36 protein-coding genes are annotated in these 26209 nt (G+C 40.3%); 33 read left to right on the plus strand and 3 right to left on the minus strand.

Annotated features, from left to right (window positions below; genetic code table 11):
• Positions 1-44: 44 nt before the first annotated feature.
• The 7 genes from PYW34_RS00215 (at position 45) to deoD (ending at position 7814) form a co-directional block, all read left to right on the plus strand.
• Positions 45-1127, plus strand: a complete 1083-nt coding sequence (locus tag PYW34_RS00215) for a BMP family lipoprotein (RefSeq protein ID WP_002289203.1) — start codon at positions 45-47, stop codon at positions 1125-1127.
• Between the two features lie 211 nt (positions 1128-1338).
• On the plus strand, positions 1339-2901 hold the full coding sequence (locus PYW34_RS00220) for an ABC transporter ATP-binding protein (protein ID WP_002289202.1): 1563 nt from the start codon (positions 1339-1341) through the stop codon (positions 2899-2901).
• Positions 2894-4027: an ABC transporter permease gene (locus tag PYW34_RS00225; protein WP_002289201.1), complete on the plus strand. Its 1134-nt coding sequence runs from the start codon at positions 2894-2896 to the stop codon at positions 4025-4027. Before PYW34_RS00220 ends, PYW34_RS00225 begins: the two co-directional genes overlap by 8 nt.
• Positions 4027-4983: an ABC transporter permease gene (locus tag PYW34_RS00230; protein WP_002289200.1), complete on the plus strand. Its 957-nt coding sequence runs from the start codon at positions 4027-4029 to the stop codon at positions 4981-4983. The genes PYW34_RS00225 and PYW34_RS00230 overlap by 1 nt, the downstream gene beginning before the upstream one ends.
• A 98-nt stretch (positions 4984-5081) precedes the next feature.
• Positions 5082-6248 (plus strand): phosphopentomutase, encoded by a 1167-nt coding sequence (deoB, locus tag PYW34_RS00235; protein ID WP_002289199.1) that lies wholly within the window; start codon positions 5082-5084, stop codon positions 6246-6248.
• A 23-nt stretch (positions 6249-6271) separates the two neighbouring features.
• Positions 6272-7090 carry a purine-nucleoside phosphorylase gene (locus tag PYW34_RS00240; RefSeq protein ID WP_002289198.1) on the plus strand — a complete coding sequence of 273 codons (819 nt, stop codon included), beginning with the start codon at positions 6272-6274 and terminating at the stop codon, positions 7088-7090.
• Positions 7091-7106: 16 nt separating this feature from the next.
• Complete coding sequence (gene deoD / locus PYW34_RS00245) at positions 7107-7814, plus strand: purine-nucleoside phosphorylase (RefSeq protein ID WP_002289197.1); 708 nt, start codon at positions 7107-7109, stop codon at positions 7812-7814.
• Between the two features lie 297 nt (positions 7815-8111).
• Here deoD and gpmA read toward each other — a convergent pair whose 3' ends face one another.
• The 3 genes from gpmA to rpiA form a co-directional block, all read right to left on the minus strand.
• Positions 8112-8798, minus strand: a complete 687-nt coding sequence (gene gpmA, locus PYW34_RS00250; RefSeq protein WP_002294321.1) for a 2,3-diphosphoglycerate-dependent phosphoglycerate mutase — start codon at positions 8796-8798, stop codon at positions 8112-8114.
• 171 nt (positions 8799-8969) lie between these two features.
• Positions 8970-9551: a recombinase family protein gene (locus tag PYW34_RS00255; protein ID WP_002294320.1), complete on the minus strand. Its 582-nt coding sequence runs from the start codon at positions 9549-9551 to the stop codon at positions 8970-8972.
• Positions 9552-9683: 132 nt separating this feature from the next.
• Positions 9684-10367 (minus strand): ribose-5-phosphate isomerase RpiA, encoded by a 684-nt coding sequence (rpiA, locus tag PYW34_RS00260; protein ID WP_002294319.1) that lies wholly within the window; start codon positions 10365-10367, stop codon positions 9684-9686.
• A gap of 318 nt (positions 10368-10685) precedes the next feature.
• Here rpiA and rpsL point away from each other — a divergent pair, with 318 nt between their 5' ends.
• From rpsL to secY, 26 genes are all read left to right on the plus strand, one after another.
• A complete protein-coding gene (gene rpsL, locus PYW34_RS00265; protein ID WP_002294318.1) occupies positions 10686-11099 on the plus strand; it encodes a 30S ribosomal protein S12 in 414 nt (137 codons plus the stop codon).
• An 83-nt stretch (positions 11100-11182) separates the two neighbouring features.
• Complete coding sequence (gene rpsG, locus PYW34_RS00270) at positions 11183-11653, plus strand: 30S ribosomal protein S7 (protein ID WP_002290440.1); 471 nt, start codon at positions 11183-11185, stop codon at positions 11651-11653.
• Between the two features lie 93 nt (positions 11654-11746).
• Positions 11747-13834 (plus strand): elongation factor G, encoded by a 2088-nt coding sequence (gene fusA / locus PYW34_RS00275; RefSeq protein WP_002294317.1) that lies wholly within the window; start codon positions 11747-11749, stop codon positions 13832-13834.
• A 171-nt stretch (positions 13835-14005) separates the two neighbouring features.
• Positions 14006-15193 (plus strand): elongation factor Tu, encoded by a 1188-nt coding sequence (gene tuf / locus PYW34_RS00280; RefSeq protein WP_002290442.1) that lies wholly within the window; start codon positions 14006-14008, stop codon positions 15191-15193.
• A 406-nt stretch (positions 15194-15599) separates the two neighbouring features.
• A complete protein-coding gene (rpsJ, locus tag PYW34_RS00285; protein WP_002290443.1) occupies positions 15600-15908 on the plus strand; it encodes a 30S ribosomal protein S10 in 309 nt (102 codons plus the stop codon).
• A 30-nt stretch (positions 15909-15938) separates the two neighbouring features.
• The gene (gene rplC / locus PYW34_RS00290; protein WP_002290445.1) at positions 15939-16568 is read left to right on the plus strand and encodes a 50S ribosomal protein L3; all 630 of its coding nucleotides are present in this window, start codon (positions 15939-15941) and stop codon (positions 16566-16568) included.
• Positions 16569-16595: 27 nt separating this feature from the next.
• Positions 16596-17219, plus strand: a complete 624-nt coding sequence (rplD, locus tag PYW34_RS00295) for a 50S ribosomal protein L4 (RefSeq protein ID WP_002290446.1) — start codon at positions 16596-16598, stop codon at positions 17217-17219.
• Positions 17219-17509, plus strand: coding sequence for a 50S ribosomal protein L23 (gene rplW / locus PYW34_RS00300; RefSeq protein ID WP_002290449.1), 291 nt, complete (start codon positions 17219-17221; stop codon positions 17507-17509). The genes rplD and rplW overlap by 1 nt, the downstream gene beginning before the upstream one ends.
• 38 nt (positions 17510-17547) lie before the next feature.
• Positions 17548-18381 (plus strand): 50S ribosomal protein L2, encoded by an 834-nt coding sequence (rplB, locus tag PYW34_RS00305; RefSeq protein WP_002290451.1) that lies wholly within the window; start codon positions 17548-17550, stop codon positions 18379-18381.
• A 42-nt stretch (positions 18382-18423) separates the two neighbouring features.
• Entirely contained in the window at positions 18424-18702 is a 279-nt protein-coding gene (gene rpsS, locus PYW34_RS00310) for a 30S ribosomal protein S19 (RefSeq protein WP_002288655.1), read from the plus strand.
• A gap of 22 nt (positions 18703-18724) precedes the next feature.
• Entirely contained in the window at positions 18725-19072 is a 348-nt protein-coding gene (rplV, locus tag PYW34_RS00315) for a 50S ribosomal protein L22 (RefSeq protein WP_002288657.1), read from the plus strand.
• A gap of 13 nt (positions 19073-19085) precedes the next feature.
• Positions 19086-19742, plus strand: a complete 657-nt coding sequence (gene rpsC, locus PYW34_RS00320) for a 30S ribosomal protein S3 (RefSeq protein ID WP_002288659.1) — start codon at positions 19086-19088, stop codon at positions 19740-19742.
• Positions 19743-19744: 2 nt separating this feature from the next.
• Positions 19745-20179, plus strand: coding sequence for a 50S ribosomal protein L16 (gene rplP, locus PYW34_RS00325; protein WP_002288661.1), 435 nt, complete (start codon positions 19745-19747; stop codon positions 20177-20179).
• Positions 20169-20357, plus strand: coding sequence for a 50S ribosomal protein L29 (rpmC, locus tag PYW34_RS00330; protein ID WP_002288664.1), 189 nt, complete (start codon positions 20169-20171; stop codon positions 20355-20357). The genes rplP and rpmC overlap by 11 nt, the downstream gene beginning before the upstream one ends.
• Before the next feature lie 24 nt (positions 20358-20381).
• Positions 20382-20648, plus strand: coding sequence for a 30S ribosomal protein S17 (gene rpsQ, locus PYW34_RS00335; RefSeq protein ID WP_002288668.1), 267 nt, complete (start codon positions 20382-20384; stop codon positions 20646-20648).
• 57 nt (positions 20649-20705) lie between these two features.
• The gene (gene rplN / locus PYW34_RS00340) at positions 20706-21074 is read left to right on the plus strand and encodes a 50S ribosomal protein L14 (protein WP_002288669.1); all 369 of its coding nucleotides are present in this window, start codon (positions 20706-20708) and stop codon (positions 21072-21074) included.
• Positions 21075-21110: 36 nt separating this feature from the next.
• A complete protein-coding gene (gene rplX, locus PYW34_RS00345) occupies positions 21111-21419 on the plus strand; it encodes a 50S ribosomal protein L24 (RefSeq protein ID WP_002288670.1) in 309 nt (102 codons plus the stop codon).
• 27 nt (positions 21420-21446) lie between these two features.
• A complete protein-coding gene (rplE, locus tag PYW34_RS00350; protein ID WP_002288671.1) occupies positions 21447-21986 on the plus strand; it encodes a 50S ribosomal protein L5 in 540 nt (179 codons plus the stop codon).
• Positions 21987-22004: 18 nt separating this feature from the next.
• Positions 22005-22190, plus strand: a complete 186-nt coding sequence (locus tag PYW34_RS00355) for a type Z 30S ribosomal protein S14 (RefSeq protein ID WP_002288673.1) — start codon at positions 22005-22007, stop codon at positions 22188-22190.
• A gap of 35 nt (positions 22191-22225) precedes the next feature.
• Entirely contained in the window at positions 22226-22624 is a 399-nt protein-coding gene (gene rpsH / locus PYW34_RS00360) for a 30S ribosomal protein S8 (protein ID WP_002288675.1), read from the plus strand.
• A 31-nt stretch (positions 22625-22655) separates the two neighbouring features.
• Positions 22656-23192 (plus strand): 50S ribosomal protein L6, encoded by a 537-nt coding sequence (gene rplF, locus PYW34_RS00365; RefSeq protein ID WP_002288677.1) that lies wholly within the window; start codon positions 22656-22658, stop codon positions 23190-23192.
• Positions 23193-23352: 160 nt separating this feature from the next.
• Positions 23353-23709, plus strand: a complete 357-nt coding sequence (gene rplR / locus PYW34_RS00370) for a 50S ribosomal protein L18 (RefSeq protein ID WP_002288679.1) — start codon at positions 23353-23355, stop codon at positions 23707-23709.
• A 20-nt stretch (positions 23710-23729) separates the two neighbouring features.
• Positions 23730-24230, plus strand: coding sequence for a 30S ribosomal protein S5 (gene rpsE / locus PYW34_RS00375; RefSeq protein ID WP_002288681.1), 501 nt, complete (start codon positions 23730-23732; stop codon positions 24228-24230).
• A gap of 14 nt (positions 24231-24244) precedes the next feature.
• A complete protein-coding gene (rpmD, locus tag PYW34_RS00380) occupies positions 24245-24424 on the plus strand; it encodes a 50S ribosomal protein L30 (protein ID WP_002288686.1) in 180 nt (59 codons plus the stop codon).
• Positions 24425-24467: 43 nt separating this feature from the next.
• Positions 24468-24908 (plus strand): 50S ribosomal protein L15, encoded by a 441-nt coding sequence (rplO, locus tag PYW34_RS00385; RefSeq protein WP_002288687.1) that lies wholly within the window; start codon positions 24468-24470, stop codon positions 24906-24908.
• Positions 24908-26203 carry a preprotein translocase subunit SecY gene (gene secY / locus PYW34_RS00390; protein WP_002288688.1) on the plus strand — a complete coding sequence of 432 codons (1296 nt, stop codon included), beginning with the start codon at positions 24908-24910 and terminating at the stop codon, positions 26201-26203. The genes rplO and secY overlap by 1 nt, the downstream gene beginning before the upstream one ends.
• Positions 26204-26209: the final 6 nt, after the last annotated feature.

Here is a 26209-nt window from a genome sequence, read left to right on the forward strand (position 1 = left end):
GACTGTTGAAAAATAAAACAATTATTTTAGGAGGCTTTACAGAAATGAAAAAAGCAAAATTATTTGGTTTAGGTGCTGTCGCACTAGCAGCAGGGTTATTTTTAGGTGCATGCGGCAACAACGGCTCTACTGATTCATCCGGTGGCAAAAGCTCATCAGACACAACAACTGCAGCATTGATCACAGACACAGGTGGTGTAGACGACCGTTCATTCAACCAGTCAGCTTGGGAAGGACTAGAAAAATGGGGGAAAGATCAAGGACTTTCACGAGGAAATGATGGCTTCCAATATTTCCAATCTTCAAATGAATCAGATTACATCCCAAATATTGACCAAGCATTGAATGCTGGATTCAAAACGATTTTTGGTATTGGTTATAAACTAAAACCAGCGATCCAAGAACAAGCAACAAACAATACAGGTACGAACTTTGTTATTATCGATGATGTCATCGATGGATTAGATAACGTTGTATCTGCAACTTTCAAAGACAACGAAGCTTCTTATCTTGCAGGTGTTGCAGCAGCTTATACGACTGAAACAAACGTAGTCGGCTTTATCGGCGGTGTAAAAGGTGAAGTAATCGATCGTTTTGATGCTGGATTCAAAGCCGGTGTTGATGCAGGTGCGAAAGAATTAGGAAAAGAAATCAAAGTATTGAATCAATATGCTGGTGACTTCTCTGCTCCAGATAAAGGACGTTCAATTGCTCAAGGTATGTATGCACAAAACGCAGATATCATCTTCCATGCTTCAGGCGGTACAGGTAACGGTGTATTCCAAGAAGCAAAATCATTGAACGAATCAGGCGACAAAAAAGTTTGGGTTATCGGTGTTGACCGCGACCAATCAGACGAAGGCGAATACACATTAAACGGCGAAAAGAAAAACTTCACATTGACATCTACACTGAAAGCAGTTGGAACAGTAGTAGAAGATTTGGCACAAAAATCAGCGGACGGTAAATTCCCTGGCGGCGAACACACTGTTTATGGATTGAAAGAAGACGGTGTTGGTCTAACAGAAGGACAACTTTCTGACGAAGCGAAAAAAGCAGTTGATGAAGCAAAAGAAAAAATCATTTCAGGTGACGTAAAAGTTCCAGAAACTCCTGAAGAAAACTAAAACCATTTCTATAGCCTTGTTAGACACATGTTTGACAAGGCTATGGTTTGATTAGAACAAGAATTGTTCATTTATCCAAGCTGCCTTGTGACAGTTTGGATAAGGGAACAACTCCCTGAAGTAATGTTTGTTTCAAAAGAAGAACGCTCACTAAGCGTGAATCTTAGTCAATCGTTGCCCTAGATAGAAATCGTTAGGATGTGAAAAAAAGGTGGTTCAAGAAAATATTGTCATAGAAATGCAGAATATTACCAAAGAATTTGGAACATTCAAGGCAAATGACAACATCAATTTACAAGTAAAGGCAGGAGAAATTCATGCGTTGCTTGGAGAAAACGGTGCTGGCAAATCTACATTGATGAACGTGCTTTCCGGATTATTAGAGCCGACATCAGGGAAAATTTTGATGCGTGGGAAAGAAGTAAAGATCACAAGTCCGACCAAAGCCAACCAATTAGGGATTGGGATGGTCCATCAGCACTTTATGCTTGTTGATGCCTTTACTGTAACAGAAAACATCGTGTTGGGAAGCGAGCCTAGTCGCGCAGGGATGCTTGACCATAAAAAAGCACGAAAAGAGATCCAAAAAGTTTCTGAACAGTATGGATTGTCAGTCAACCCAGATGCTTACGTTCGTGATATTTCAGTTGGAATGGAACAACGGGTAGAAATTTTAAAAACACTTTACCGAGGAGCAGATGTACTGATTTTTGATGAGCCGACAGCTGTATTGACCCCTCAAGAAATTGATGAATTAATCGTGATCATGAAGGAATTAGTCAAAGAAGGCAAGTCGATCATTTTGATTACGCATAAGTTAGATGAAATCAAAGCAGTAGCTGACCGCTGTACAGTTATCCGCCGTGGAAAAGGAATCGGTACAGTCAACGTTAAAGACGTAACCTCACAACAATTAGCCGATATGATGGTTGGAAGAACGGTTTCATTCAAAACGATGAAAAAAGAAGCGAAGCCTCAAGAAGTCGTTTTGTCTATTGAAAATCTAGTGGTGAAAGAAAATCGTGGATTAGAAGCCGTGAAAAACTTGAACTTAGAGGTTCGTGCTGGCGAAGTACTTGGTATCGCTGGAATCGATGGAAACGGGCAGTCGGAGTTGATCCAAGCTTTGACTGGTTTGCGAAAGGCAGAAAGCGGACATATCAAGCTAAAAGGGGAAGACATCACTAATAAAAAACCCCGAAAAATCACTGAACATGGTGTAGGACACGTGCCAGAAGACCGTCATAAATACGGGTTAGTCCTAGATATGACATTATCTGAAAATATCGCACTACAAACCTATCATCAAAAACCTTACAGTAAAAACGGCATGCTGAATTATTCAGTAATGAATGAACATGCCAGAGAATTGATCGAAGAATATGATGTTCGAACAACGAATGAACTTGTTCCCGCAAAAGCTTTATCAGGCGGAAATCAGCAAAAAGCAATTATCGCTCGTGAAGTCGACCGAGATCCTGATCTGTTGATTGTTGCAAATCCAACTCGTGGACTGGATGTAGGTGCGATCGAATTTATTCATAAACGTCTGATCGAACAAAGGGACAAATACAAAGCAGTGTTACTGATCAGTTTCGAATTAGAAGAAATTTTAAATGTTTCGGATCGTATTGCTGTTATCCATGAAGGAGAAATTGTCGGTATCGTTGATCCGAAAGAAACATCTGAAAATGAATTAGGTCTATTGATGGCGGGCTATACCTTAGAAGAAGCACGAAAAGAGTTAGAAAAGGGGGCTGGCGCACATGAATGATCGCAGCGAAAAATTCCGTAATTTATTAGTGCCTGTACTTTCAGTTGTTTTAGGATTGATCTTAGGCGCGATATTGATGGCTGCTTTTGGTTTTCAGCCCATCCAAGGTTATTCTTCTATGCTAGATGCAGCCCTTGGTTCGCAAAGAGGGATAGGTGAAACGTTAAGGCAAGCAACGCCGTTGATTTTTACAGCATTAGGTTTTTCTGTAGCTAACTCAGCTGGGTTTTTCAATATTGGGCTTTCTGGACAAGCACTTTGCGGGTGGATCGTCAGTGTCTGGGTGGCACTTGCGTTTCCAGATCTGCCAAAAGTTGTTTTGCTTCCGTTATGCGTGATCTTAGGTGCCTTAGCTGGTGCGATGGCAGCGGCTGTTCCAGGTTTACTTCGAGCATTTTTTGGAACAAGTGAAGTGATCGTAACAATCATGATGAACTATATCTTATTATACGTAAGCACATTTGCTTTACATGAAGTGATGCCTGAAAGCTATCGCTCAAGTTTGGACTCTTCCAATATGATCAGTCAAAATGCCTCACTGCGGTTACCATGGTTAACACAAGCTTTTGGCGGCTCTCGCGTAAACTCAGGATTATTTTTAGCAATCATCGCGCTTATTTTCGTTTGGCTGCTGATGAAGAAAACGACTTTAGGATTTGAAATCCGTTCTGTTGGATTGAATCCTTTTGCTTCTGAGTATGCAGGAATGAGTAGTAAACGTACGATCGTTTTGTCGATGGTCATTTCTGGCGCTTTGGCAGGGCTTGGTGGTGTGGTTGAAGGATTAGGAACGTATCAAAACTTCTTTGTTCAAACGACTTCGCTATCTATTGGATTTGACGGAATGGCTGTTTCCTTGCTTGGTTCTGGATCAGCAATCGGTATTCTTTTATCAGCGATCTTGTTCAGTATTTTGAAGATCGGTGGACTTGGCATGCAGACAGGAGCAGGTGTTCCGTTTGAGATCGTCAATGTATCGATTGCTTTGATTATCTTCTTTGTCGGGATCAACTTCCTGATTCGTTTCGTCATGGCTAAAGTCTTCCAAGGGAAAAAACAAGAAGAGATCGTTGCGACAATAGAATCGAAACCAACGAATCAAAACCATGAAGGGGGCGAACTATAATGTCGACTATCGAATTAATTGCCTTGATCCTTACTTCTACACTGGTTTATTCAACACCGCTAATTCTAACGTCACTAGGCGGAACTTTTTCTGAACGAAGCGGGATCGTAAACGTAGGGCTAGAGGGAATCATGGTCATGGGTGCTTTTAGTTCCATCGTTTTCAACTTGACGATGAGTCCATCACTTGGTTCTATGACACCATGGATCGCTATTTTAGTGGGTGGCGTCGTAGGTATCCTATTTTCTCTGATTCACGCAGTAGCAACAGTCAGTTTGCGTGCTGACCATATTATCAGCGGGACAGTAATTAATCTGATGGCACCTGCTTTAGGTGTTTTCTTGATCAAAGCATGGTATGGTAAAGGTCAAACTGATAACATCACGCAGAATCTGGGGTATTTTTCTTTCCCAGGATTAGCAGATATTCCGGTCATTGGACCAATTTTCTTTAAAAATACATTCTTACCTGCTTATTGTGCTATTTTGATTGCTGTCCTAGCTTGGGTGATCATCTTCAAGACGAAATTCGGCTTGCGCCTCCGTTCAGTTGGTGAAAATCCTCAAGCTGCCGACACATTAGGTATCAATGTATATGCTATGCGTTATTCAGGCGTACTGATTTCTGGCTTGTTAGGCGGTATGGGCGGTGCTGTTTTTGCTCAGTCGATTTCCGGTAACTTTTCAGCTGGTACGATCGTTGGACAAGGGTTCATCTCCATGGCTGCTATGATCTTTGGTAAGTGGAATCCTTTAGGGGCAATGGGTGCCTCATTGTTCTTTGGTTTTGCTCAAAGCTTGAGTATCATTGGCGCACAATTACCAGTTATTTCTTCGATTCCGCCAGTATTGCTGCAAATTGCTCCATATTTGCTGACAATCATTGTGCTGGTTGTTTTCTTAGGGAAAGCTTCTGGTCCAAAAGCAAACGGGAAGAACTATATCAAATCAAAATAATCTTTTAGCGAATAAAAAGGGTGGGTTACGGGAAGTGTTTTTCGTCTCGCCCTTTTTGTTTTAAAGGCAATAAAAATAAAAAGAAAGAAGGAATAATCATGTTTAAACGCGTACATCTGATCGTCATGGATTCAGTAGGAATTGGAGAAGCACCAGATGCCGATAAGTTCGGTGATGTTGGTTCTGATACATTAGGACACATTGCGAAAGAAGCAGGATTGAACGTTCCACATTTAGAGCAGCTTGGTTTAGGAACGATCCGTCCTCTTGAAGGTGTGGAATCAGTGAAAGATCATCAAGGCTATGCGACGAAATTAGAAGAAGTTTCTGTAGGGAAAGATACGATGACAGGCCACTGGGAAATCATGGGATTGAATATCAAAACTCCATTTCGTGTGTTTCCTAATGGATTCCCTGATGATCTGATCAAACAAATCGAAGAATTTTCTGGCCGTAAAGTCGTATGTAACAAACCTTATAGCGGAACAGCTGTTATTGACGATTACGGTGAACACCAAATGAAAACAGGCGATTTAATTGTATATACTTCTGCCGATCCTGTCCTTCAGATCGCGGCACATGAAGAAATCATTCCTTTAGAAGAATTATATCGGATTTGCCAATTCGTTCGTGATATAACAAAAGATGATCCGTATATGATTGGCCGAATCATTGCACGTCCGTACGTGGGTGAACCAGGAGACTTCACACGAACAAGCAATCGCCATGATTATGCGTTGAATCCATTCGGACACACAGTCCTTGATTCTTTGAAAGAAGCAGGAAAGGACGTGATTGCTGTTGGAAAGATCAACGATATTTTCAACGGACAAGGAATCACTGAATCTGTCCGCACGAAAAGCAATATGGATGGCGTTGACCAGCTGCTGAAAGTTATGAAAAACGATTTTTCAGGAATCAGCTTTACCAATTTAGTAGATTTTGATGCATTATACGGTCATCGTCGGGATGTAGTCGGCTATGCGCATGCGATTGAAGAATTTGACTTACGAATTCCAGAATTGCTTGAAGCGATGGAAGAAGACGACTTGCTAATGATTACAGCCGATCACGGAAACGATCCGACGTTTACTGGTACCGATCATACGCGAGAATATGTACCGTTATTGGTTTACAGTAAAAAAATGAAAGAACAAGGGGCATTGCCTCAAGGATATTATTCAGATATTTCAGCAACGATTGCTGAGAACTTTAGTGTTTCTTCGACTGAAAATGGCGAAAGCTTCTTGAAATTATTAAAATAATCTTTTTAAATAGGAGAAAGCAAATGACCAAGTTAAGCGAGATGTTACAAGAAACGACCCAGTTTATCCTTGATAAAGGAGTAAAAGAAATTGATTTTGGTTTGATTCTAGGTTCAGGATTAGGTGAATTAGCAGATGAAATCGAAGATGCTGTAATGATTTCTTATGATGAGATCCCGTTCTTTCCTGTTTCGACAGTAGTTGGGCATGCAGGAAAGCTAGTTTATGGGTCTCTGGCAGGCAAGAAAGTGTTAGCCATGCAAGGGAGATTCCACTACTATGAAGGTCATTCCATGCAAACAGTGACCTATCCAGTACGTGTGATGGCCGGACTAGGGGCCCATTCAGTCATTGTGACTAATGCATGTGGTGGTGTCAACGAATCATTTGTACCAGGAGATTTGATGCTGATTACCGATCATATCAATTTTACTGGTGAAAATCCTTTGATCGGTCCGAATGAAGATGCAATGGGCCCTAGATTTCCAGATATGAGTCAAGCTTATACGCCTGACTATCAAGCAACAGCAAAAGCAGCAGCAGAAAAACTAGGTTTGGATCTTAAAGAAGGCGTATATATGGGCTATTCTGGACCAACTTATGAAACGCCTGCGGAGATCCGAATGTCTCGGACAATAGGAGCCGATGCAGTAGGGATGTCGACTGTTCCAGAAGTCATCGTAGCAGCTCACAGCGGATTAAAAGTGTTAGGAATCTCTTGTATTACCAACTTAGCAGCAGGTATGCAAGCGAATCTGAGCCATGAAGAAGTTGTAGAAACAACTCAGAGAGTCAAACAATCTTTTAAAGCATTGGTTAAAGAAACATTGACATTATTGTAATAGGAGGAACAATAAAATGAGTGTGCATATTGAAGCGAAAGAAGGCGAGATCGCCGATAAGATTTTACTTCCGGGAGATCCTTTGCGAGCTAAATATATTGCGGAGACTTTTTTGGAAGATCCAGTTTGTTACAATCAGGTACGCGGTATGTTAGGCTTTACCGGCAAATATAAAGGAGAACGTATTTCTGTTCAAGGAACAGGAATGGGAATGCCATCAGCCACCATCTATGCCCATGAATTGATCCAGTCGTATGGTGTAAAGAAATTGATTCGAGTAGGTACATGCGGTGCATTGTCAAAAGACGTCCATGTTCGTGATTTAGTACTAGCACAAGGTGCAGCGACCAGTTCTTCGATGATCGAAAAAAATTTCCAAGCCTTTCATTTTCCTCCAATCAGTGATTTCAATCTATTACTGAAAGCATATGAGATAGCTAAAGAAAAGGGCTATACGGTTCATGTAGGAAATGTTCTTTCGGAAGATTCTTTCTACAAAGATGATTTGACAGAGACGTTCCAATTAGCTGAACTTGGCGTTTTAGGAGTGGAAATGGAAGCAGCGGCTCTTTATTACTTAGGCGCGAAATACCATGTGCAGACATTAAGTTTGATGACCGTTAGCGACCATTTGATCACCGGTGAAGAAACAACAGCTGCAGAACGTCAATCTACGTTCAATGAAATGATCGAAGTAGGATTGGAAACAGCGATAGCAGAATAAGAAGGAAATGAAAAAGCTGCCCTGCATTAAGTAATAAGAACATCCAAGCAAAAATAGCTCCTCATGTTTTTGACTTGGCTGGACTTATTATTGCAAATGTAAGCTTTTGAACACCGTTTACCAAGAGGTTGTGAATCTGCCGTTTAACTCTGAGTCACAAGGAACAATTTCAAAAAACAGCTTTTCATGTTTGATGAATATTGTGACTTGTGACCGAGAAGTTGGCAGGAGAAAACCGTTTATACGAAAAAAGGGACTGTGACAAATCGTGTCACAGTCCCTTTTTTATAGTGTTTTTTATAGGTAGTATTTTTTAGCAACTGTTAAGTCATCATTTAATTCATAAACAAGTGGTTGACCTGTTGGAATTTCAAGATCCATGATGTCTTCGTCAGAGATACCTTCGATATGTTTAGCTAGGGCGCGTAATGAGTTACCATGTGCAGCTACTAAAACAGTTTTGTTGTCTAGTAATGCTGGAGCAATTTCATCTTGCCAGAATGGCAAAGCGCGTTCTAATGTCACTTTCAAGTTTTCTCCACCAGGAATATCGCGTTTGTCTAACATTGCGTAACGACGGTCATTTGCTGCAGAACCTTCGTCAGTTTCTTCCATTAATGGAGGAAGAGTATCGTAAGAACGACGCCAGATGTGCACTTGTTCGTCGCCGTATTTTTCAGCTGTTTCTTTTTTGTTCAAACCTTGTAATTTACCATAGTGACGTTCGTTTAAGCGCCATGATTTGATTTGTGGTACCCAAAGTTGATCTGAATATTCTAAGATCAAGTTACATGTTTTGATTGCACGAGTTAAAACAGAAGTGTAAGCAACATCAAATTCGATTCCAGCTTCTTTGATTTTGCGTCCGCCTTCTTTTGCTTCTTCGATTCCTTCTGGTGCTAGATTTACATCAGCCCAACCAGTAAATTGGTTCAATGCATTCCATTCACTAAGACCGTGACGAGAAAAAACTAATTTTGGCATGTTTAGCTCTCCTTTTAAGATAGGTTTATATTTCTGAAATTTTCAGTTCTGTTTTATTGTACAATTTTTTGGAAGAGATTTCCATCGAAAAATTAGATAAGATTCTATGAGAAAACAAGTAGAGAATATAAAAAAACGAACAGTGCCCACGCAACTGTTCGTTTTTAGGTATTAGATGCATAATTGCTCGATTTCTTTTTCAGGTAAATTGATATATTTATAACATGTTCCAACTGAAACACCGCATTTTGAAGAAATAAATTGGATCGTTTCTTTTTTTTCATAATAGAGACGTCGGATTTTTTTGATCGTTTTTGCATCGATTTTTGGTCTTCCGCCGATTTTTCCTTTTTTACGAGCTTCATCTAATCCAACTAATGTACGTTCTTTGATCAATGCGCACTCCATGTTTGCTAGGTTTTCCATTAATTGGAAATAGATTTTTCCCATTTCGCGCGTATCGATTCCTTCATCAAGACTAATCAAGTGCAGCCCGCGATCTTTGAATAATTGCGTGAGTTCTGTTAATTGCCGCGTAGATTTGCCTAATCGATGAAGTTGGCAAATGACTAGTGCATCGCCTTGTTGCATGTCAGCGATCACTGACTCCAAATGAACAGCAGTAGAATCATTTTGTTCCACTTCATATGTCTCATGGAAAATTTCTTGACAACCAAAGTCAGATAATTGATCAACCTGAGTTGTTAAATCAACGTCATTTATGGTTGTGCGTGCATAACCAATAATTTTCATGGTGATTCCTTTCTAGCAGTGATTTTCTAACTGGATATAACAGTAAAAATGTAGCATAAAGTACGTCAAAAAGATAGTTTTTTCGCAAATTTTCCGCTGTCTTTTTTTATTGGATGATCAAGCAGTTTTTCTTTATTTACGACGGATTGCGTCAAGAATCTCAACGCCTTTTTCTGAGCCGACAACTACTTTAGAAACCATGTTTAGGAAAAGCCCATGTTCTACTACCCCAACAAGTTCATCTAAATAGGTAGCTAAGCTTTCTGGCTGTTCGATGACTTCTAGATGCAGATCAATGATGTAATGACCACCATCTGTGGTTAAGACTTCTCCGTTTTCGTCTGTACGCAAGACGGGTTGGAATCCTTTTTCTTCAAAAATATGAAGTAGCTGTTGGGAGCCATAAGGGATCACTTCAACTGGGAGTGGGAACTTCCCAAGTTTATCGACTAATTTAGAAGAATCAACGATCCAAATCGTTTCTTTTGAGTACGTAGCGACTATTTTCTCGAAAAGCAAAGCAGCGCCGCCGCCTTTGATCCCTTGAAAATCAGCACTGATTTCATCAGCACCGTCTATTGTCAAATCGACTACGGGGACTTCATCAATACTCTTTAACGGTATTCCTAATTTTTCCGCTTGTTCTTTTGTCGCATTTGAAGTAGTAACTCCTGTGATACGTAAACCTTCTTCACGCATACGGCGACCAATCTCTTCTACCATATAATAGGCGGTTGAACCGGTCCCGAGACCTACGATCATCCCGTCCTTTACGAATTTCGCGGCTTCAATGCCAGCTAATTGTTTTAAATTCATCTTTGCGTCCACCTTTTTTTAGTTTGAGCATCGTGCTTTCCTCACTATTTTAGCGTGATTTACGGTAAAAAGATACCATTCTTTTTTATTCCAATAAAGCTTTTTCAAAAAAAATTGCATCTCTTGTTGACATGTTTTTTCATTCGTGATATTCTAACAAAGGTGCTTTATCTACAGGTTTCTGTGAAGAAACGTGCTGACTGTTTATCAAAGCATATTTGATAAGGATGCAGACATTGCATTTATTTTTTATCACAAAAAAAGAACCACCTGGATGTGTGGAACTAGACGCAAATCGTGGGAAGGAGGAAACAAGGAATGCCTACAATTAACCAATTAGTACGTAAACCTCGTAAATCAAAGGTGGAAAAATCTAATTCACCTGCTTTGAACAAAGGATATAACAGCTTTAAGAAAACTCAAACTAACGTAAACTCACCTCAAAAACGTGGGGTAGCAACTCGTGTGGGTACAATGACACCTAAAAAACCGAACTCAGCTTTACGTAAATATGCACGTGTTCGTTTGTCAAACTTAATTGAAGTTACTGCTTATATCCCAGGGATTGGTCATAACTTACAAGAACACAGTGTTGTATTATTACGCGGTGGTCGTGTAAAAGACTTACCAGGGGTACGTTACCATATCGTTCGCGGTGCTTTAGATACTGCTGGTGTTAACGACCGTAAACAAAGCCGTTCTAAATACGGAACTAAAAAACCTAAAGCTTAATTTTAATTATTAAACAAATGAAACTTGCTTCTACTATATAGAAGTAATTACTATGAACAATATTTCGGAAGGAGGAGTTACGGATGCCACGTAAAGGTCCTGTTGCAAAACGTGATGTTTTACCAGATCCTATTTATAACTCAAAATTAGTAACTCGCTTGATCAACCGTGTAATGGTTGACGGAAAACGCGGGATTGCAGCTAACATTATCTATAATGCCTTTGACTTGATCAAAGAATCTACAGGTAACGATCCATTAGAAGTGTTTGAACAAGCAATGAAAAACGTTCAACCTGTTCTTGAAGTTAAAGCACGTCGTGTTGGGGGTTCAAACTACCAAGTACCAGTTGAAGTTCGCCCTGAACGCCGCGTTACTCTAGGTCTTCGTTGGGTAGTAAACTACGCTCGCTTGCGCGGTGAACACACAATGGAAGAACGCTTAGCAAAAGAAATCATGGATGCTGCAAACAACACAGGTGCTTCTGTTAAAAAACGTGAAGACACTCATAAAATGGCTGATGCCAACCGTGCGTTTGCTCACTATCGCTGGTAAGATTCTCTCTGTTTGGTCGGCTTTTATAAGTCGACCTCAGATAGTGTCCTTATTTTTAGCAACTAGATAGTAAAGAGAGGAGAAACAAGGAGAATGACCAGAGAATTTTCTTTACAAAACACTCGTAATATCGGTATCATGGCCCACATCGATGCTGGTAAAACGACTGCTACTGAACGTATCTTGTACTATACTGGTAAAATCCATAAAATTGGTGAAACTCATGAAGGAGCTTCACAAATGGACTGGATGGAACAAGAACAAGAACGTGGTATTACGATCACTTCTGCTGCTACTACAGCACAATGGAAGGGTCACCGAATCAACATCATCGACACACCAGGACACGTAGACTTCACAGTTGAAGTTGAACGTTCATTGCGTGTACTTGATGGTGCTGTAACTGTTCTTGATGCACAATCAGGTGTTGAACCTCAAACTGAAACAGTTTGGCGTCAAGCAACAACTTATGGTGTACCTCGTATCGTATTTGCAAACAAAATGGACAAGATCGGTGCTGACTTCTTATATTCAGTATCAACTTTACATGACCGTTTGCAAGCAAACGCTCACCCAATCCAATTACCAATTGGTGCGGAAGACGACTTCACAGGAATTATCGACCTTGTAACAATGAAGGCTGAAATGTATACAAACGATCTTGGAACAGAGATCGAAGAAACAGAAATTCCTGAAGAATACCGCGAATTAGCTGAAGAATGGCGCGAAAAATTGGTTGAAGCTGTAGCTGAAACTGATGAAGAACTTACTTTGAAATACTTAGAAGGTGAAGAAATCACTGAAGCTGAGTTAAAAGAAGGTATCCGCCGCGCAACAGTTAACGTAGAATTCTACCCAGTACTATGTGGTTCAGCATTTAAGAACAAAGGGGTTCAATTACTATTGGACGCTGTTCTTGATTACTTGCCATCACCGTTAGATATCCCAGCTATCAAAGGGATTGACCCTAAAACTGATGAAGAAGTAGAACGTCCTGCAGACGACAGCGCTCCTTTCTCAGCTTTAGCATTTAAAGTTATGACTGACCCATTCGTAGGTCGTTTAACTTTCTTCCGTGTGTACTCTGGTGTTTTACAATCAGGTTCATACGTACAAAACGCAACAAAAGGCAAACGTGAACGTGTTGGTCGTATCCTACAGATGCATGCCAACTCTCGTTCAGAAATCTCTGAAGTTTACGCTGGAGATATCGCTGCTGCTGTTGGTTTGAAAGACACAACTACTGGGGACACACTATGTGATGAAAAGAGTCTAGTTATTCTTGAATCCATGGAATTCCCAGAACCAGTTATCCAAGTCGCTATTGAACCTAAATCAAAAGCTGACCAAGATAAAATGGGTGTGGCTTTACAAAAACTATCTGAAGAAGATCCTACTTTCCGTGCTGAAACAAACGTGGAAACAGGCGAAACAATCATCGCTGGTATGGGTGAACTTCACTTAGATATCATCGTTGACCGTATGCGTCGTGAATTCAAAGTTGAAGCTAACGTAGGTGCGCCTCAAGTATCTTACCGTGAAACTTTCCGTGCTGGCACTCAAGCCGAAGGTAAGTTTGTACGTCAGTCTGGTGGTAAAGGTCAATACGGTCACGTATGGATTGAATTTACACCAAATGAAGAAGGTGCTGGTTTCGAATTTGAAAATGCGATCGTCGGTGGGGTTGTTCCTCGTGAATACATTCCAGCTGTTGAAACTGGTTTGAAAGATGCTATGGAAAATGGTGTCTTAGCTGGCTATCCATTAGTAGATATCAAAGCTAAACTTTACGATGGTTCATACCATGATGTCGATTCAAATGAAACTGCCTTCCGTGTTGCTGCTTCTATGGCATTACGTGCAGCAGCTAAGAAAGCTAATCCAGTAATCCTTGAACCAATCATGGCTGTAGAAGTTGTTATCCCTGAAGATTATTTAGGTGATGTTATGGGTCACGTAACTGCTCGTCGTGGACGTGTTGAAGGTATGGAAGCTCGCGCTGGCGGCCAACAAGTTGTTCGTGCGATGGTTCCACTTGCTGAAATGTTTGGTTATGCTACAACTCTTCGTTCTGCTACTCAAGGTCGTGGTACATTTACAATGACATTTGACCACTACGAAGATGTACCAAAATCAGTACAAGAAGAAATCATTAAGAAAAACGGCGGAAAAGCTGAATAATTTCTTAAAACCGGATAGTCCTGCAAAGAGATTATCCAAAGAGACTATATTTTTAATATAGTTTCGTGTAAAATAATTATCGATGATATGGGCATGTGGTGTACCTTGTGTACATCATATACCTATCAGACAAATAAAAAATATATTGTATTTTTAGGAGGACATTTTAAAATGGCAAAAGAAAAATTTGACCGTTCTAAACCACACGTTAACATTGGTACTATCGGACACGTTGACCATGGTAAAACTACATTAACAGCTGCAATCACAACTGTACTATCTAAGAAAAACGGCGGCCAAGCTATGGCTTACGATCAAATCGATGGTGCTCCAGAAGAACGCGAACGCGGAATCACAATCTCAACAGCTCACGTTGAGTATGAAACAGATACACGCCACTACGCTCACGTTGACTGCCCAGGACACGCGGATTACGTTAAAAACATGATCACTGGTGCTGCTCAAATGGACGGAGCTATCTTGGTAGTTTCTGCTGCTGACGGCCCAATGCCTCAAACTCGTGAACACATCCTATTGTCTCGTCAAGTTGGTGTTCCTTACATCGTTGTATTCTTGAACAAAGTAGACATGGTTGATGACGAAGAATTACTAGAATTAGTTGAAATGGAAGTTCGTGACCTATTAACAGAATACGAATTCCCTGGTGACGATGTTCCTGTAGTTGCTGGATCAGCTTTGAAAGCTCTAGAAGGCGACGCTTCATACGAAGAAAAAATTCTTGAATTAATGGCTGCAGTTGACGAATACATCCCAACTCCAGAACGTGACAACGACAAACCATTCATGATGCCAGTTGAAGACGTGTTCTCAATTACTGGACGTGGTACTGTTGCTACAGGTCGTGTTGAACGTGGACAAGTTCGCGTTGGTGACGAAGTTGAAGTTGTTGGTATTGCTGAAGAAACTTCAAAAACAACAGTTACTGGTGTTGAAATGTTCCGTAAATTGTTAGACTACGCTGAAGCTGGAGACAACATTGGTGCTTTACTACGTGGTGTTGCACGTGAAGACATCCAACGTGGACAAGTTTTAGCTAAACCAGGTACAATCACACCTCATACAAAATTCTCTGCAGAAGTATACGTGTTGACAAAAGAAGAAGGTGGACGTCATACTCCATTCTTCACTAACTACCGTCCACAATTCTACTTCCGTACAACTGACGTAACAGGTGTTGTTGAATTACCAGAAGGAACTGAAATGGTTATGCCTGGCGACAACGTAACAATGGAAGTTGAATTAATCCACCCAATCGCTATCGAAAACGGTACTAAATTCTCAATCCGTGAAGGCGGACGTACAGTTGGTGCCGGTGTCGTTACAGAAATCAAAGCTTAATTCACTTAAGTTTTAAAGTAAAGCAACATTTATTCGGACGTAATCGCTCGGAACGAAGGTCTTAGGATCTTTGTTCCGAGCTTTTTTGTTTATTGCAGGATCAGGAAAAAAGACAGGAGTATTATAAATAGAAGAAACACGAAATAAAAGAGTCAGTATTTTCTAAATGAAACTTTATGAAAACAAAATGTTTTTTACAAGAAAAAGCCTTGCTTTGTGAGTTTATATATATTATAATGACAAAGGTGCGTTTACTTTAGTGAATTGCACAGACGTAATCAGAATGATTTCGTCGGCTAAGAAACGAGAGGTTGCGACACGCCCGGACGCTTTGCCACGAACGAGCGTGACGGAAATTTTCGTGGAGCTATGTCTACTTTTCAAAATAGGCGAAGGAGGGAACAAGATGGCAAAACAAAAAATTCGTATCCGTTTAAAAGCGTATGAACACCGTATTTTAGATCAATCAGCGGATAAAATCGTGGAAACTGCAAAAAGAACTGGAGCTAGCGTGTCTGGTCCAATTCCATTACCAACTGAACGCAGTCTTTACACAATCATCCGTGCGACTCATAAATACAAAGATTCACGCGAACAATTCGAAATGCGTACACACAAACGTCTTATCGACATTGTGAACCCAACACCAAAAACTGTTGATGCTTTGATGAAGCTAGACTTACCATCTGGTGTAAACATCGAAATCAAATTATAAAACTAAAACAAAAATAATGGAGGTGTACTCATGACCAAAGGAATCTTAGGGAAAAAAGTGGGAATGACACAAATCTTCACTGAATCTGGTGAATTAATTCCAGTAACTGTTGTAGAAGCTACTCCAAACGTAGTACTACAAGTGAAAACAATGGAAACGGATGGCTACGAAGCTATTCAAGTTGGTTACCAAGATATGCGTGAAGTTTTATCAAACAAACCTGCGAAAGGTCATGTTGCAAAAGCAAACACGGCTCCTAAGCGCTTCATTCGTGAATTCAAAAATGTTGAGCTAGGAGAATATGAAGTAGGAAAAGAAATTACAGTAGATGTTTTCCAAGCAGGAGACATTATTGATGTAACAGGTACTACGAAAGGTAAAGGATTCCAAGGGGTTATCAAACGCCACGGACAAAGCCGCGGACCAATGGCTCACGGTTCTCGTTACCATCGTCGTCCTGGGTCAATGGGTCCAGTTGCACCTAACCGTGTATTTAAAAACAAACGTCTTGCTGGCCGTATGGGTGGCAACCGCGTAACTATCCAAAACTTGGAAGTTGTACGTGTCGATGCAGAAAGAAATGTTATCTTGATCAAAGGTAATGTTCCTGGAGCTAAAAAATCTTTAATTACTATCAAATCAGCTGTGAAAGCTAAATAATTGTAGGAAGAAAGGAGGAACTAAGGAATGCCGAATGTAGCATTATTCAAACAAGATGGAAGCCAAAACGGTGAAATCACACTTAACGAAGAAATCTTCGGAATTGAACCTAATGAAAGTGTTGTTTACGATGCAATCGTAATGCAACGTGCGTCATTAAGACAAGGAACACACGCGGTTAAAAACCGTAGCGCTGTTCGCGGCGGCGGACGTAAACCATGGCGTCAAAAAGGAACAGGTCGTGCACGTCAAGGATCTATCCGCTCACCACAATGGCGTGGAGGTGGCGTAGTCTTTGGACCAACACCACGTTCTTACAGCTACAAACTTCCTAAAAAAGTTCGTCGTTTAGCAATGAAATCTGTATTGTCAGAAAAAGTTGCTGAAAACAACTTGGTAGCAATCGAAGGCTTGAACTTCGACGCACCAAAAACAAAAGAATTCAAACAAGTTCTTGCTAACTTATCTATCGACTCTAAAGTATTGGTTGTTCTAGAAAAAGGTAACGACTTTGCTGCTTTATCAGCACGTAACTTACCAAACGTTTCTGTAGTAACTTCTGATAATGTGAGTGTGCTAGACGTTGTATCAAATACAAAAGTGTTAGCAACACAAACTGCTCTTACTCAAATTGAGGAGGTGCTTGCATAATGAACTTACTAGACGTAATCAAACGCCCAGTGATCACTGAAAAATCAATGCTTGCCATGGATGACAAGAAATACACTTTTGAAGTGGACACTCGCGCAAACAAAACTTTAGTAAAACAAGCGGTAGAAGCTGCTTTTGACGTTAAAGTCAAAAACGTGAACATCGTGAACGTACGTGCGAAATTCAAACGTATGGGCAAATATGCAGGATATACAAAAAAACGTCGCAAAGCGATCGTTACATTGACTGAAGATTCAAAAGAAATCCAATTATTCGAAGCTGCTGAATAAGCACTAATAGATAACTCATTAAATTAGGAGGGAAAAACGTGGCGATTAAAAAGTACAAACCTACCTCAAATGGTCGTCGTAACATGACAGGTTCTGATTTTGCTGAAATCACAACATCAACACCTGAAAAATCATTGTTACAACCATTGAAAAACCATGCTGGACGTAACAACAACGGCCGCATCACTGTACGTCATCAAGGTGGCGGACACAAACGCCAATATCGCGTGATCGACTTCAAACGTAACAAAGATAACGTTGTTGCAACTGTTCAAACGATCGAATATGATCCAAACCGTTCAGCTAACATCGCGTTAGTACACTATGAAGATGGAGTGAAAGCTTACATCTTAGCACCTAAAGGACTAGAAGTGGGTATGAAACTTGTTTCAGGTCCAGAAGCAGATATCAAAGTCGGAAATGCTCTTCCATTAGAAAACATTCCAGTTGGTACTGTTATCCACAACATTGAAATGAAACCTGGTAAAGGTGGACAATTGATCCGTTCTGCTGGTACAAGTGCTCAAGTACTTGGTAAAGAAGGCAAATACGTATTGATCCGCTTGAACTCTGGTGAAGTTCGTATGATCTTAGCTGCATGCCGTGCTACAATCGGTTCTGTAGGTAACGAACAACACGAATTAATCAACATCGGTAAAGCTGGACGCTCTCGTTGGATGCGTAAACGCCCAACTGTACGTGGTAGCGTAATGAACCCTAATGATCACCCACACGGTGGTGGTGAAGGTAAAGCTCCTATCGGACGTAAAGCACCAGTTTCTCCTTGGGGTCAACCAGCTCTTGGTTACAAAACTCGTAACAAAAAAGCTAAATCAGACAAACTTATTGTTCGTCGTCGCAAAAATAAATAATTACTTTGACCATGTGTCGCACATTTTGAGAGGAGGTTCACCATGGGTCGTAGTTTAAAGAAAGGACCTTTTGTCGATGAGCATTTAATGAAAAAAGTTGAAGCTCAAGCAGGGGTTGAAAAGAAAAAAGTTATCAAAACTTGGTCACGCCGTTCAACAGTTTTCCCAAGTTTTGTTGGATATACCATCGCAGTTTATGATGGACGTAAACATGTACCAGTTTACATCCAAGAAGACATGGTAGGACACAAATTAGGTGAATTTGCACCTACAAGAACTTATCGTGGACATGCTGCTGACGATAAGAAAACGAAACGCTAATTTGAGGGGAGGATAAATCCAAATGGCAGAACAAATCACATCAGCTAAAGCAACTGCAAAAACAGTTCGCACTTCACCTCGAAAAGCCCGTTTAGTAATTGACCTTATCAGAGGTAAAAGTGTCGCAGATGCAATTTCAATCTTGAAATTCACACCAAACAAATCTGCTGGAATCATTGAAAAAGTATTGATGTCAGCAGTTGCGAATGCAGAAAATAACTTTGACTTAGATGTTGAAAACTTGGTAGTAAGCGAAGCTTTTGTTAACGAAGGACCTACAATGAAACGTTTCCGTCCTCGTGCAAAAGGATCAGCTTCTCCAATCAACAAACGTACAAGTCATATCACGGTAGTCGTATCAGAAAAATAAGGAGGGATAATCAGTGGGTCAAAAAGTACATCCAATTGGAATGCGTGTAGGCATCATCCGCGACTGGGATGCTAAATGGTATGCTGAAAAAGAGTATGCTGAGTTCTTACACGAAGATTTAAGAATCCGTAAATTTATTTCAACTAAACTTGCTGATGCTGCTGTATCAACAGTTGAAATCGAACGCGCAACAGGTCGCGTAAACATTTCAATTCACACAGCTAAACCAGGTATGGTTATTGGTAAAGGCGGTTCTGAAGTCGAAAGCCTAAGAAAAGAATTAAACAAATTAACTGGTAAAAGAATCCATATCAATATCGTGGAAATCAAAAAACCAGATCTAGATGCAAAATTAGTAGGTGAAGGAATCGCACGTCAATTAGAAAACCGTGTTGCTTTCCGTCGCGCTCAAAAACAAGCCATCCAACGCTCAATGCGTGCTGGCGCTCAAGGGATCAAAACTCAAGTATCTGGTCGTCTAAACGGAGCAGATATCGCTCGTTCAGAAGGATACTCAGAAGGAACTGTTCCTCTTCATACTTTACGTGCGGACATTGATTACGCATGGGAAGAAGCAGATACAACATACGGAAAACTAGGAGTTAAAGTGTGGATCTATCGTGGAGAAATTCTTCCAACTAAAAAAAACACTGAGAAAGGAGGGAAATAATCATGTTAGTACCTAAACGTGTAAAACACCGTCGTGAATTCCGCGGAAAAATGCGCGGGGAAGCTAAAGGCGGAAAAGAAGTAGCATTCGGTGAATACGGTTTGCAAGCTGTTGATTCACATTGGATCACAAACCGCCAAATCGAAGCTGCTCGTATCGCAATGACTCGTTACATGAAACGTGGTGGGAAAGTATGGATTAAAATTTTCCCTCACAAATCTTATACTGCCAAAGCAATTGGGGTACGTATGGGTTCTGGTAAAGGGGCACCTGAAGGATGGGTTGCACCAGTAAAACGTGGTAAAATCATGTTTGAAATCGCAGGCGTTCCTGAAGAAGTAGCTCGTGAAGCGTTACGTCTAGCTTCTCACAAATTACCAATGAAAACTAAGATCGTAAAACGTGAGGAAATGGGTGGTGAATCGAATGAAGGTTAAAGAAATCAGAGAATTAACCACTGCCGAAATGCTTGATCAAGAAAAACAATTAAAAGAAGAATTGTTTAATCTTAGATTCCAATTAGCAACAGGTCAATTAGAAAACACTGCACGTATTAAAGAAGTACGTAAATCGATTGCACGCATCAAAACTGTGTTGCGTGAACAAGCTAAGTAATTATGGAAGGAGGCCATTAAGCGTATGACTGAAGGAAGAAATCAACGCAAAGTTTATCAAGGTCGCGTGGTTTCAGACAAAATGGATAAAACAATTACCGTTGCTGTCGAAACAAAGAAAAACCACCCTATCTATGGCAAACGCATGAACTATTCTAAGAAATACAAAGTGCATGATGAAAACAACACAGCAAAAGTTGGCGACATCGTGAGAATTATGGAAACTCGTCCATTATCAGCTACAAAACGTTTCCGTTTGTTGGAAGTAGTCGAAGAAGCAGTTATTATCTAATAACACGAGATTTTCCTATATAGATTGAATGCAAAATCTGAAAGGAGGATACACAACGTGATCCAAGCAGAAAGTCGTTTAAAAGTCGCTGATAACTCAGGCGCACGTGAAATTTTGACGATCAAAGTCCTTGGTGGATCTGGTCGTAAAACTGCTAACATCGGTGATGTGATCGTTGCTACGGTTAAACAAGCAACGCCAGGTGGGGTTGTCAAAAAAGGTGACGTCGTTAAAGCCGTTATCGTTCGAACAAAATCAGGAGCTCGTCGTACAGACGGTTCATATATTAAATTTGATGAAAATGCTGCAGTGATTATTCGTGATGATAAAAGCCCTCGTGGAACACGTATCTTTGGGCCAGTTGCACGTGAACTACGTGAAAACAACTTCATGAAGATCGTTTCACTAGCACCAGAAGTTTTATAATCTTGAGACACTTATCAAAGGAGGTGCGAAACAGTTATGTTTGTTAAAAAAGGCGATAAAGTTAAAGTTATCACTGGAAAAGACAAAAACAAAGAAGGCGTTGTACTAGCAGCGTTCCCGAAAAAAGATAAAGTTATTGTCGAAGGTGTAAATGTCGTTAAAAAACACCAAAAACCTTCTCAAGCTGCTCCTCAAGGTGGAATTGTTGAGATGGAAGCGCCAATTCATGTTTCTAACGTGATGGTGGTTGACTCTACTGGTGTAGCTGGCCGAGTTGGCTACAAAGAAGTAGACGGCAAAAAAGTCCGTGTTTCTAAAAAAACCGGTGAAGTTTTAGATAAATAAAAGTTTAAGGAAGGAGGGTCTTACTGAATGAACCGCCTAAAAGAAAAATATCTTAAAGAAGTAACTCCATCATTGATGGAAAAATTTAACTATAGCTCTGTTATGCAAACACCTAAAGTTGAAAAAATCGTCATCAACATGGGTGTTGGTGATGCGGTATCAAACGCTAAAAACTTAGATAAAGCAGTTGAAGAATTAACTTTGATCACTGGTCAAAAACCAATGATTACAAAAGCTAAAAAATCAATCGCTGGATTCCGTTTACGTGAAGGAATGCCAATTGGTGCAAAAGTTACATTGCGCGGAGAAAGAATGTACGAATTCTTAGACAAATTGGTTTCTGTTTCACTACCACGTGTACGTGACTTCCATGGTGTAAGTAAAAAAGCCTTTGACGGTCGTGGAAACTATACTTTAGGTATTAAAGAACAATTGATCTTCCCAGAAGTAGATTATGATTTAGTAGATAAAGTACGTGGTATGGACATCGTTATTGTAACAACAGCAAACTCTGATGAAGAATCTCGTGAGTTGTTGACACAATTAGGCATGCCATTCCAAAAATAATTAAAGGAGGCGAACTACGTGGCTAAAAAATCAATGATTGCTAAAAACAAACGTCCTGCAAAATTTTCAACACAAGCTTATACTCGTTGCGAACGTTGCGGACGTCCACATTCAGTTTATCGTAAGTTCCATCTTTGCCGTATTTGCTTCCGCGAACTTGCCTATAAAGGTCAAATTCCCGGCGTGAAGAAAGCTAGCTGGTAAAAAGTAAATTCGCATAAGAAGGAGGTAAAAGATCAATGGTCATGACAGATCCAATTGCAGATTTTCTAACTCGTATCCGTAACGCAAACATGGTTAAACATGAGTCTTTAGAAGTACCTGCATCAAAAATTAAACGTGACATCGCTGAAATCTTGAAACGTGAAGGTTTCGTTCGTGATGTTGAATACATCGAAGATGACAAACAAGGCGTGATCCGTGTTTTCCTAAAATTTGGTAAAAACGGCGAACGTGTTATCACAAACTTAAAACGTATCTCTAAACCAGGTTTGCGTGCTTATGTCAAAGCTGACGAAGTACCAAAAGTATTGAACGGTTTAGGTATCGCAATCATTTCGACTTCTGAAGGTGTTGTCACTGATAAAGAAGCTCGTGAAAAAAATATCGGCGGCGAAGTTATCGCTTACGTATGGTAATCAAGTAGAATCTACAAGGAGGTGTCTTTAAGTGAGCCGTATCGGAAATAAAGTCGTTGTTATCCCTGAAGGAGTAACAGTTACTCAAGACGGAAACAACGTTACAGTTAAAGGACCAAAAGGTGAATTGACTCGTACTTTTTCAGCAGATATCAAAATGAATATCGAAGGAAACGAAGTAACTTTCACTCGTCCAAACGACAGTAAAGAAATGAAAACAATTCATGGAACAACTCGTGCGAACTTCAACAACATGGTTGTAGGTGTCAGCGAAGGTTTCCAAAAAGCGTTAGAACTAATCGGGGTTGGGTACCGTGCACAATTACAAGGATCAAAACTTGTATTGAACGTTGGTTACTCACATCCAGTAGAAATCACACCACCAGCTGGAGTAACTGTTGAAGTACCAGCTAACACACAAGTAATTGTTAAAGGTGCGAACAAAGAAGAAGTTGGCGAATTAGCTGCAAACATTCGTGGAACTCGTCCTCCAGAACCTTATAAAGGTAAAGGTATTCGTTATGTTGGCGAATATGTACGCCGTAAAGAAGGTAAAACTGGTAAATAATCGTTTAGAAAAATTGCATAGAAGCCAGCAGCAGGAAAAAGGCATTTGGCTGAAGTTTACCTTCAAAAAAATACATTTTTACTTGTGCCGCAGCTTCTATTTTTCGAAACGTATTTACTGCTTGAAATAGTAGTACAATAAAAATAAAGAGGTGACAATTGTGATTACAAAACCAGATAAGAACAAAACACGTCAAAAGAGACATCGTCGTGTACGTAACAATATCTCTGGTACTGCTGAGCGCCCACGCTTGAACGTTTTTCGTTCTAACAAAAACATCTACGCTCAAATTATTGATGACGTAGCGGGTGTAACGCTAGCAAGTGCCTCTACCTTGGATAAAGAAATTTCAGGTGGAACAAAAACAGAAGCAGCACAAGCTGTCGGTAAACTAGTTGCTGAACGTGCAGCTGAAAAAGGCATTAAAGTAGTAGTCTTTGACCGTGGTGGATACCTTTACCATGGCCGTGTGCAAGCTTTAGCTGAAGCTGCTCGCGAAAATGGACTAGAATTTTAGAAGAAGGAGGAATACCATTCATGGTTTATATCGATCCAAAACATTTGGAATTAGAAGACCGCGTTGTTGCAATTAACCGTGTAACAAAAGTTGTTAAAGGTGGACGTCGTCTACGTTTTGCTGCTTTAGTTGTTGTCGGTGACAAAAACGGACACGTAGGATTTGGTACAGGTAAAGCTCAAGAAGTTCCTGAAGCAATCCGTAAAGCAATTGAAGATGCGAAGAAAAACTTAGTTGAAGTACCTATGGTTGGTTCAACAATCCCACACGAAGTAATCGGTGCTTTTAGTGGTGGTAGAATCCTAATGAAACCTGCTGTAGAAGGTTCTGGGGTTGCTGCTGGTGGACCAGTTCGTGCCGTATTAGAATTAGCTGGGGTAGCAGATATCACTTCTAAATCTTTAGGCTCAAATACACCAATCAACGTTGTTCGCGCAACAGTTGAAGGTTTGAAACAATTGAAACGTGCAGAAGAAGTTGCAGAACTTCGCGGCAAATCAGTTGAAGAATTAATCGGATAAGGAGGACAACAATAATGGCTGAATTAAAAGTTACTTTAAAACGCAGTATTATCGGACGTCCTCAAAACCAACGCGATACAGTTAAAGCGTTAGGTCTTACAAAGATTAACAGTTCAGTGGTTAAGCCTTCTAATGAAGCAATTAAAGGCATGATCAATACTGTTTCTCACCTAGTGGACGTTGAAGAAATTTAATTTAGAAAAATCATAACTAGAACATTAAGGAGGTGCCAAACCTATGAAACTTCATGAATTAAAACCTGCTGAAGGTTCACGCCAAGTACGTAACCGTGTTGGTCGTGGTACTTCATCTGGTAACGGAAAAACTGCCGGACGCGGACAAAAAGGACAAAAAGCTCGTTCAGGCGGCGGTGTGCGTTTAGGATTTGAAGGGGGACAAACACCATTGTTCCGTCGTTTACCAAAACGAGGATTCACAAACGTGAACCGTAAAGACTATGCAGTCATTAATCTTGATGTATTGAACCGCTTTGAAGACGGAGCTGAAGTAACTCCTGTTGCTTTAGTTGAAGCTGGAATCGTGAAAAACGAAAAAGCTGGAATCAAAGTATTAGCTAATGGGGAACTAAACAAGAAATTAACTGTGAAAGCAGCAAAATTCTCTAAAGCAGCTCAAGAAGCAATTGAAGCGGCTGGTGGATCAATCGAGGTGATCTAATGTTTAGACTATTAAAAGATGCTTTTAAAGTAAAAGACATTAGATCGAAAATCCTATTTACTGTATTTGTGTTGTTTGTATTTCGCCTAGGTGCACATATTACTGTACCAGGCGTAAATGCTGCTTCATTGCAAAACCTTTCTTCTTTGCCATTTTTCAACATGTTGAACTTGGTAAGTGGTAGTGCGATGCAAAACTTTTCCATTTTCTCAATGGGGGTTTCACCATACATTACTGCTTCTATCGTCATTCAGCTTCTTCAAATGGACATCGTGCCTCGATTTGTTGAATGGTCGAAACAAGGGGAAGTTGGTCGTAAAAAACTGAATCAAGCGACTCGATATCTGACATTAGTATTGGCATTTATCCAATCTGTCGGTATCACTGCTGGATTCAATCAATACGCTCAATTAGGTTTCGTGAATAATCCTAACGTAGCAACTTACGTAACGATCGGTTTGATTCTAACAGCCGGTACGATGTTTGTTACTTGGCTAGGAGAACAGATCACAGAAAAAGGTATCGGAAATGGCGTATCAATGATCATTTTTGCAGGTATCATTTCTAGATTGCCTGAAAGTATCAGAGAAATTTATGAAGATTACTTTATAAATATTGATCCTTCAGACATATGGAAATCTGCTATTTTTGTGGCCATTTTACTAGTAGCGGTCTTGTTGATCGTGACATTCGTAACATTTTTCCAACAAGCTGAACGCAAGATCCCGATCCAATATACGAAACGCGTAGCTGGCGCGCCTACAAGCAGCTATCTGCCGTTGAAAGTAAATGCAGCTGGAGTTATTCCAGTTATCTTTGCTAGTTCGTTTATTGCTACGCCAAATGCTGTTTTACAAGCATTGAGCGGTAGATTCGGTTCTGAAAACTGGTACAAAGTGATGATGGAGATCTTTAACTATAATACAGCACCTGGTGCTACGATTTATACGATTCTGATCGTTGCCTTCACTTTCTTCTACGCCTTTGTTCAAGTAAACCCTGAGAAATTAGCGGAAAACTTGCAAAAGCAAGGAAGTTATATACCAAGCGTACGCCCTGGTAAGGGGACTGAAGAGTATGTCTCAAGATTACTGATGCGTTTAAGTACAGTTGGTGCAGTCTTCCTTGGTTTAGTGGCATTGCTTCCAATCATTGCTCAAATGGTTTGGGATCTTCCACAATCAATCGGATTAGGCGGTACAAGCTTACTGATCGTTATCGGTGTAGCTTTAGAAACTGCGAAACAGTTAGAAGGCTTAATGCTGAAACGTAAATATGTTGGATTCATTGAGTAAGAAAGC

It is taken from the genome of Enterococcus faecium (assembly GCF_029023785.1).
Lineage (GTDB): Bacteria > Bacillota > Bacilli > Lactobacillales > Enterococcaceae > Enterococcus_B > Enterococcus_B faecium.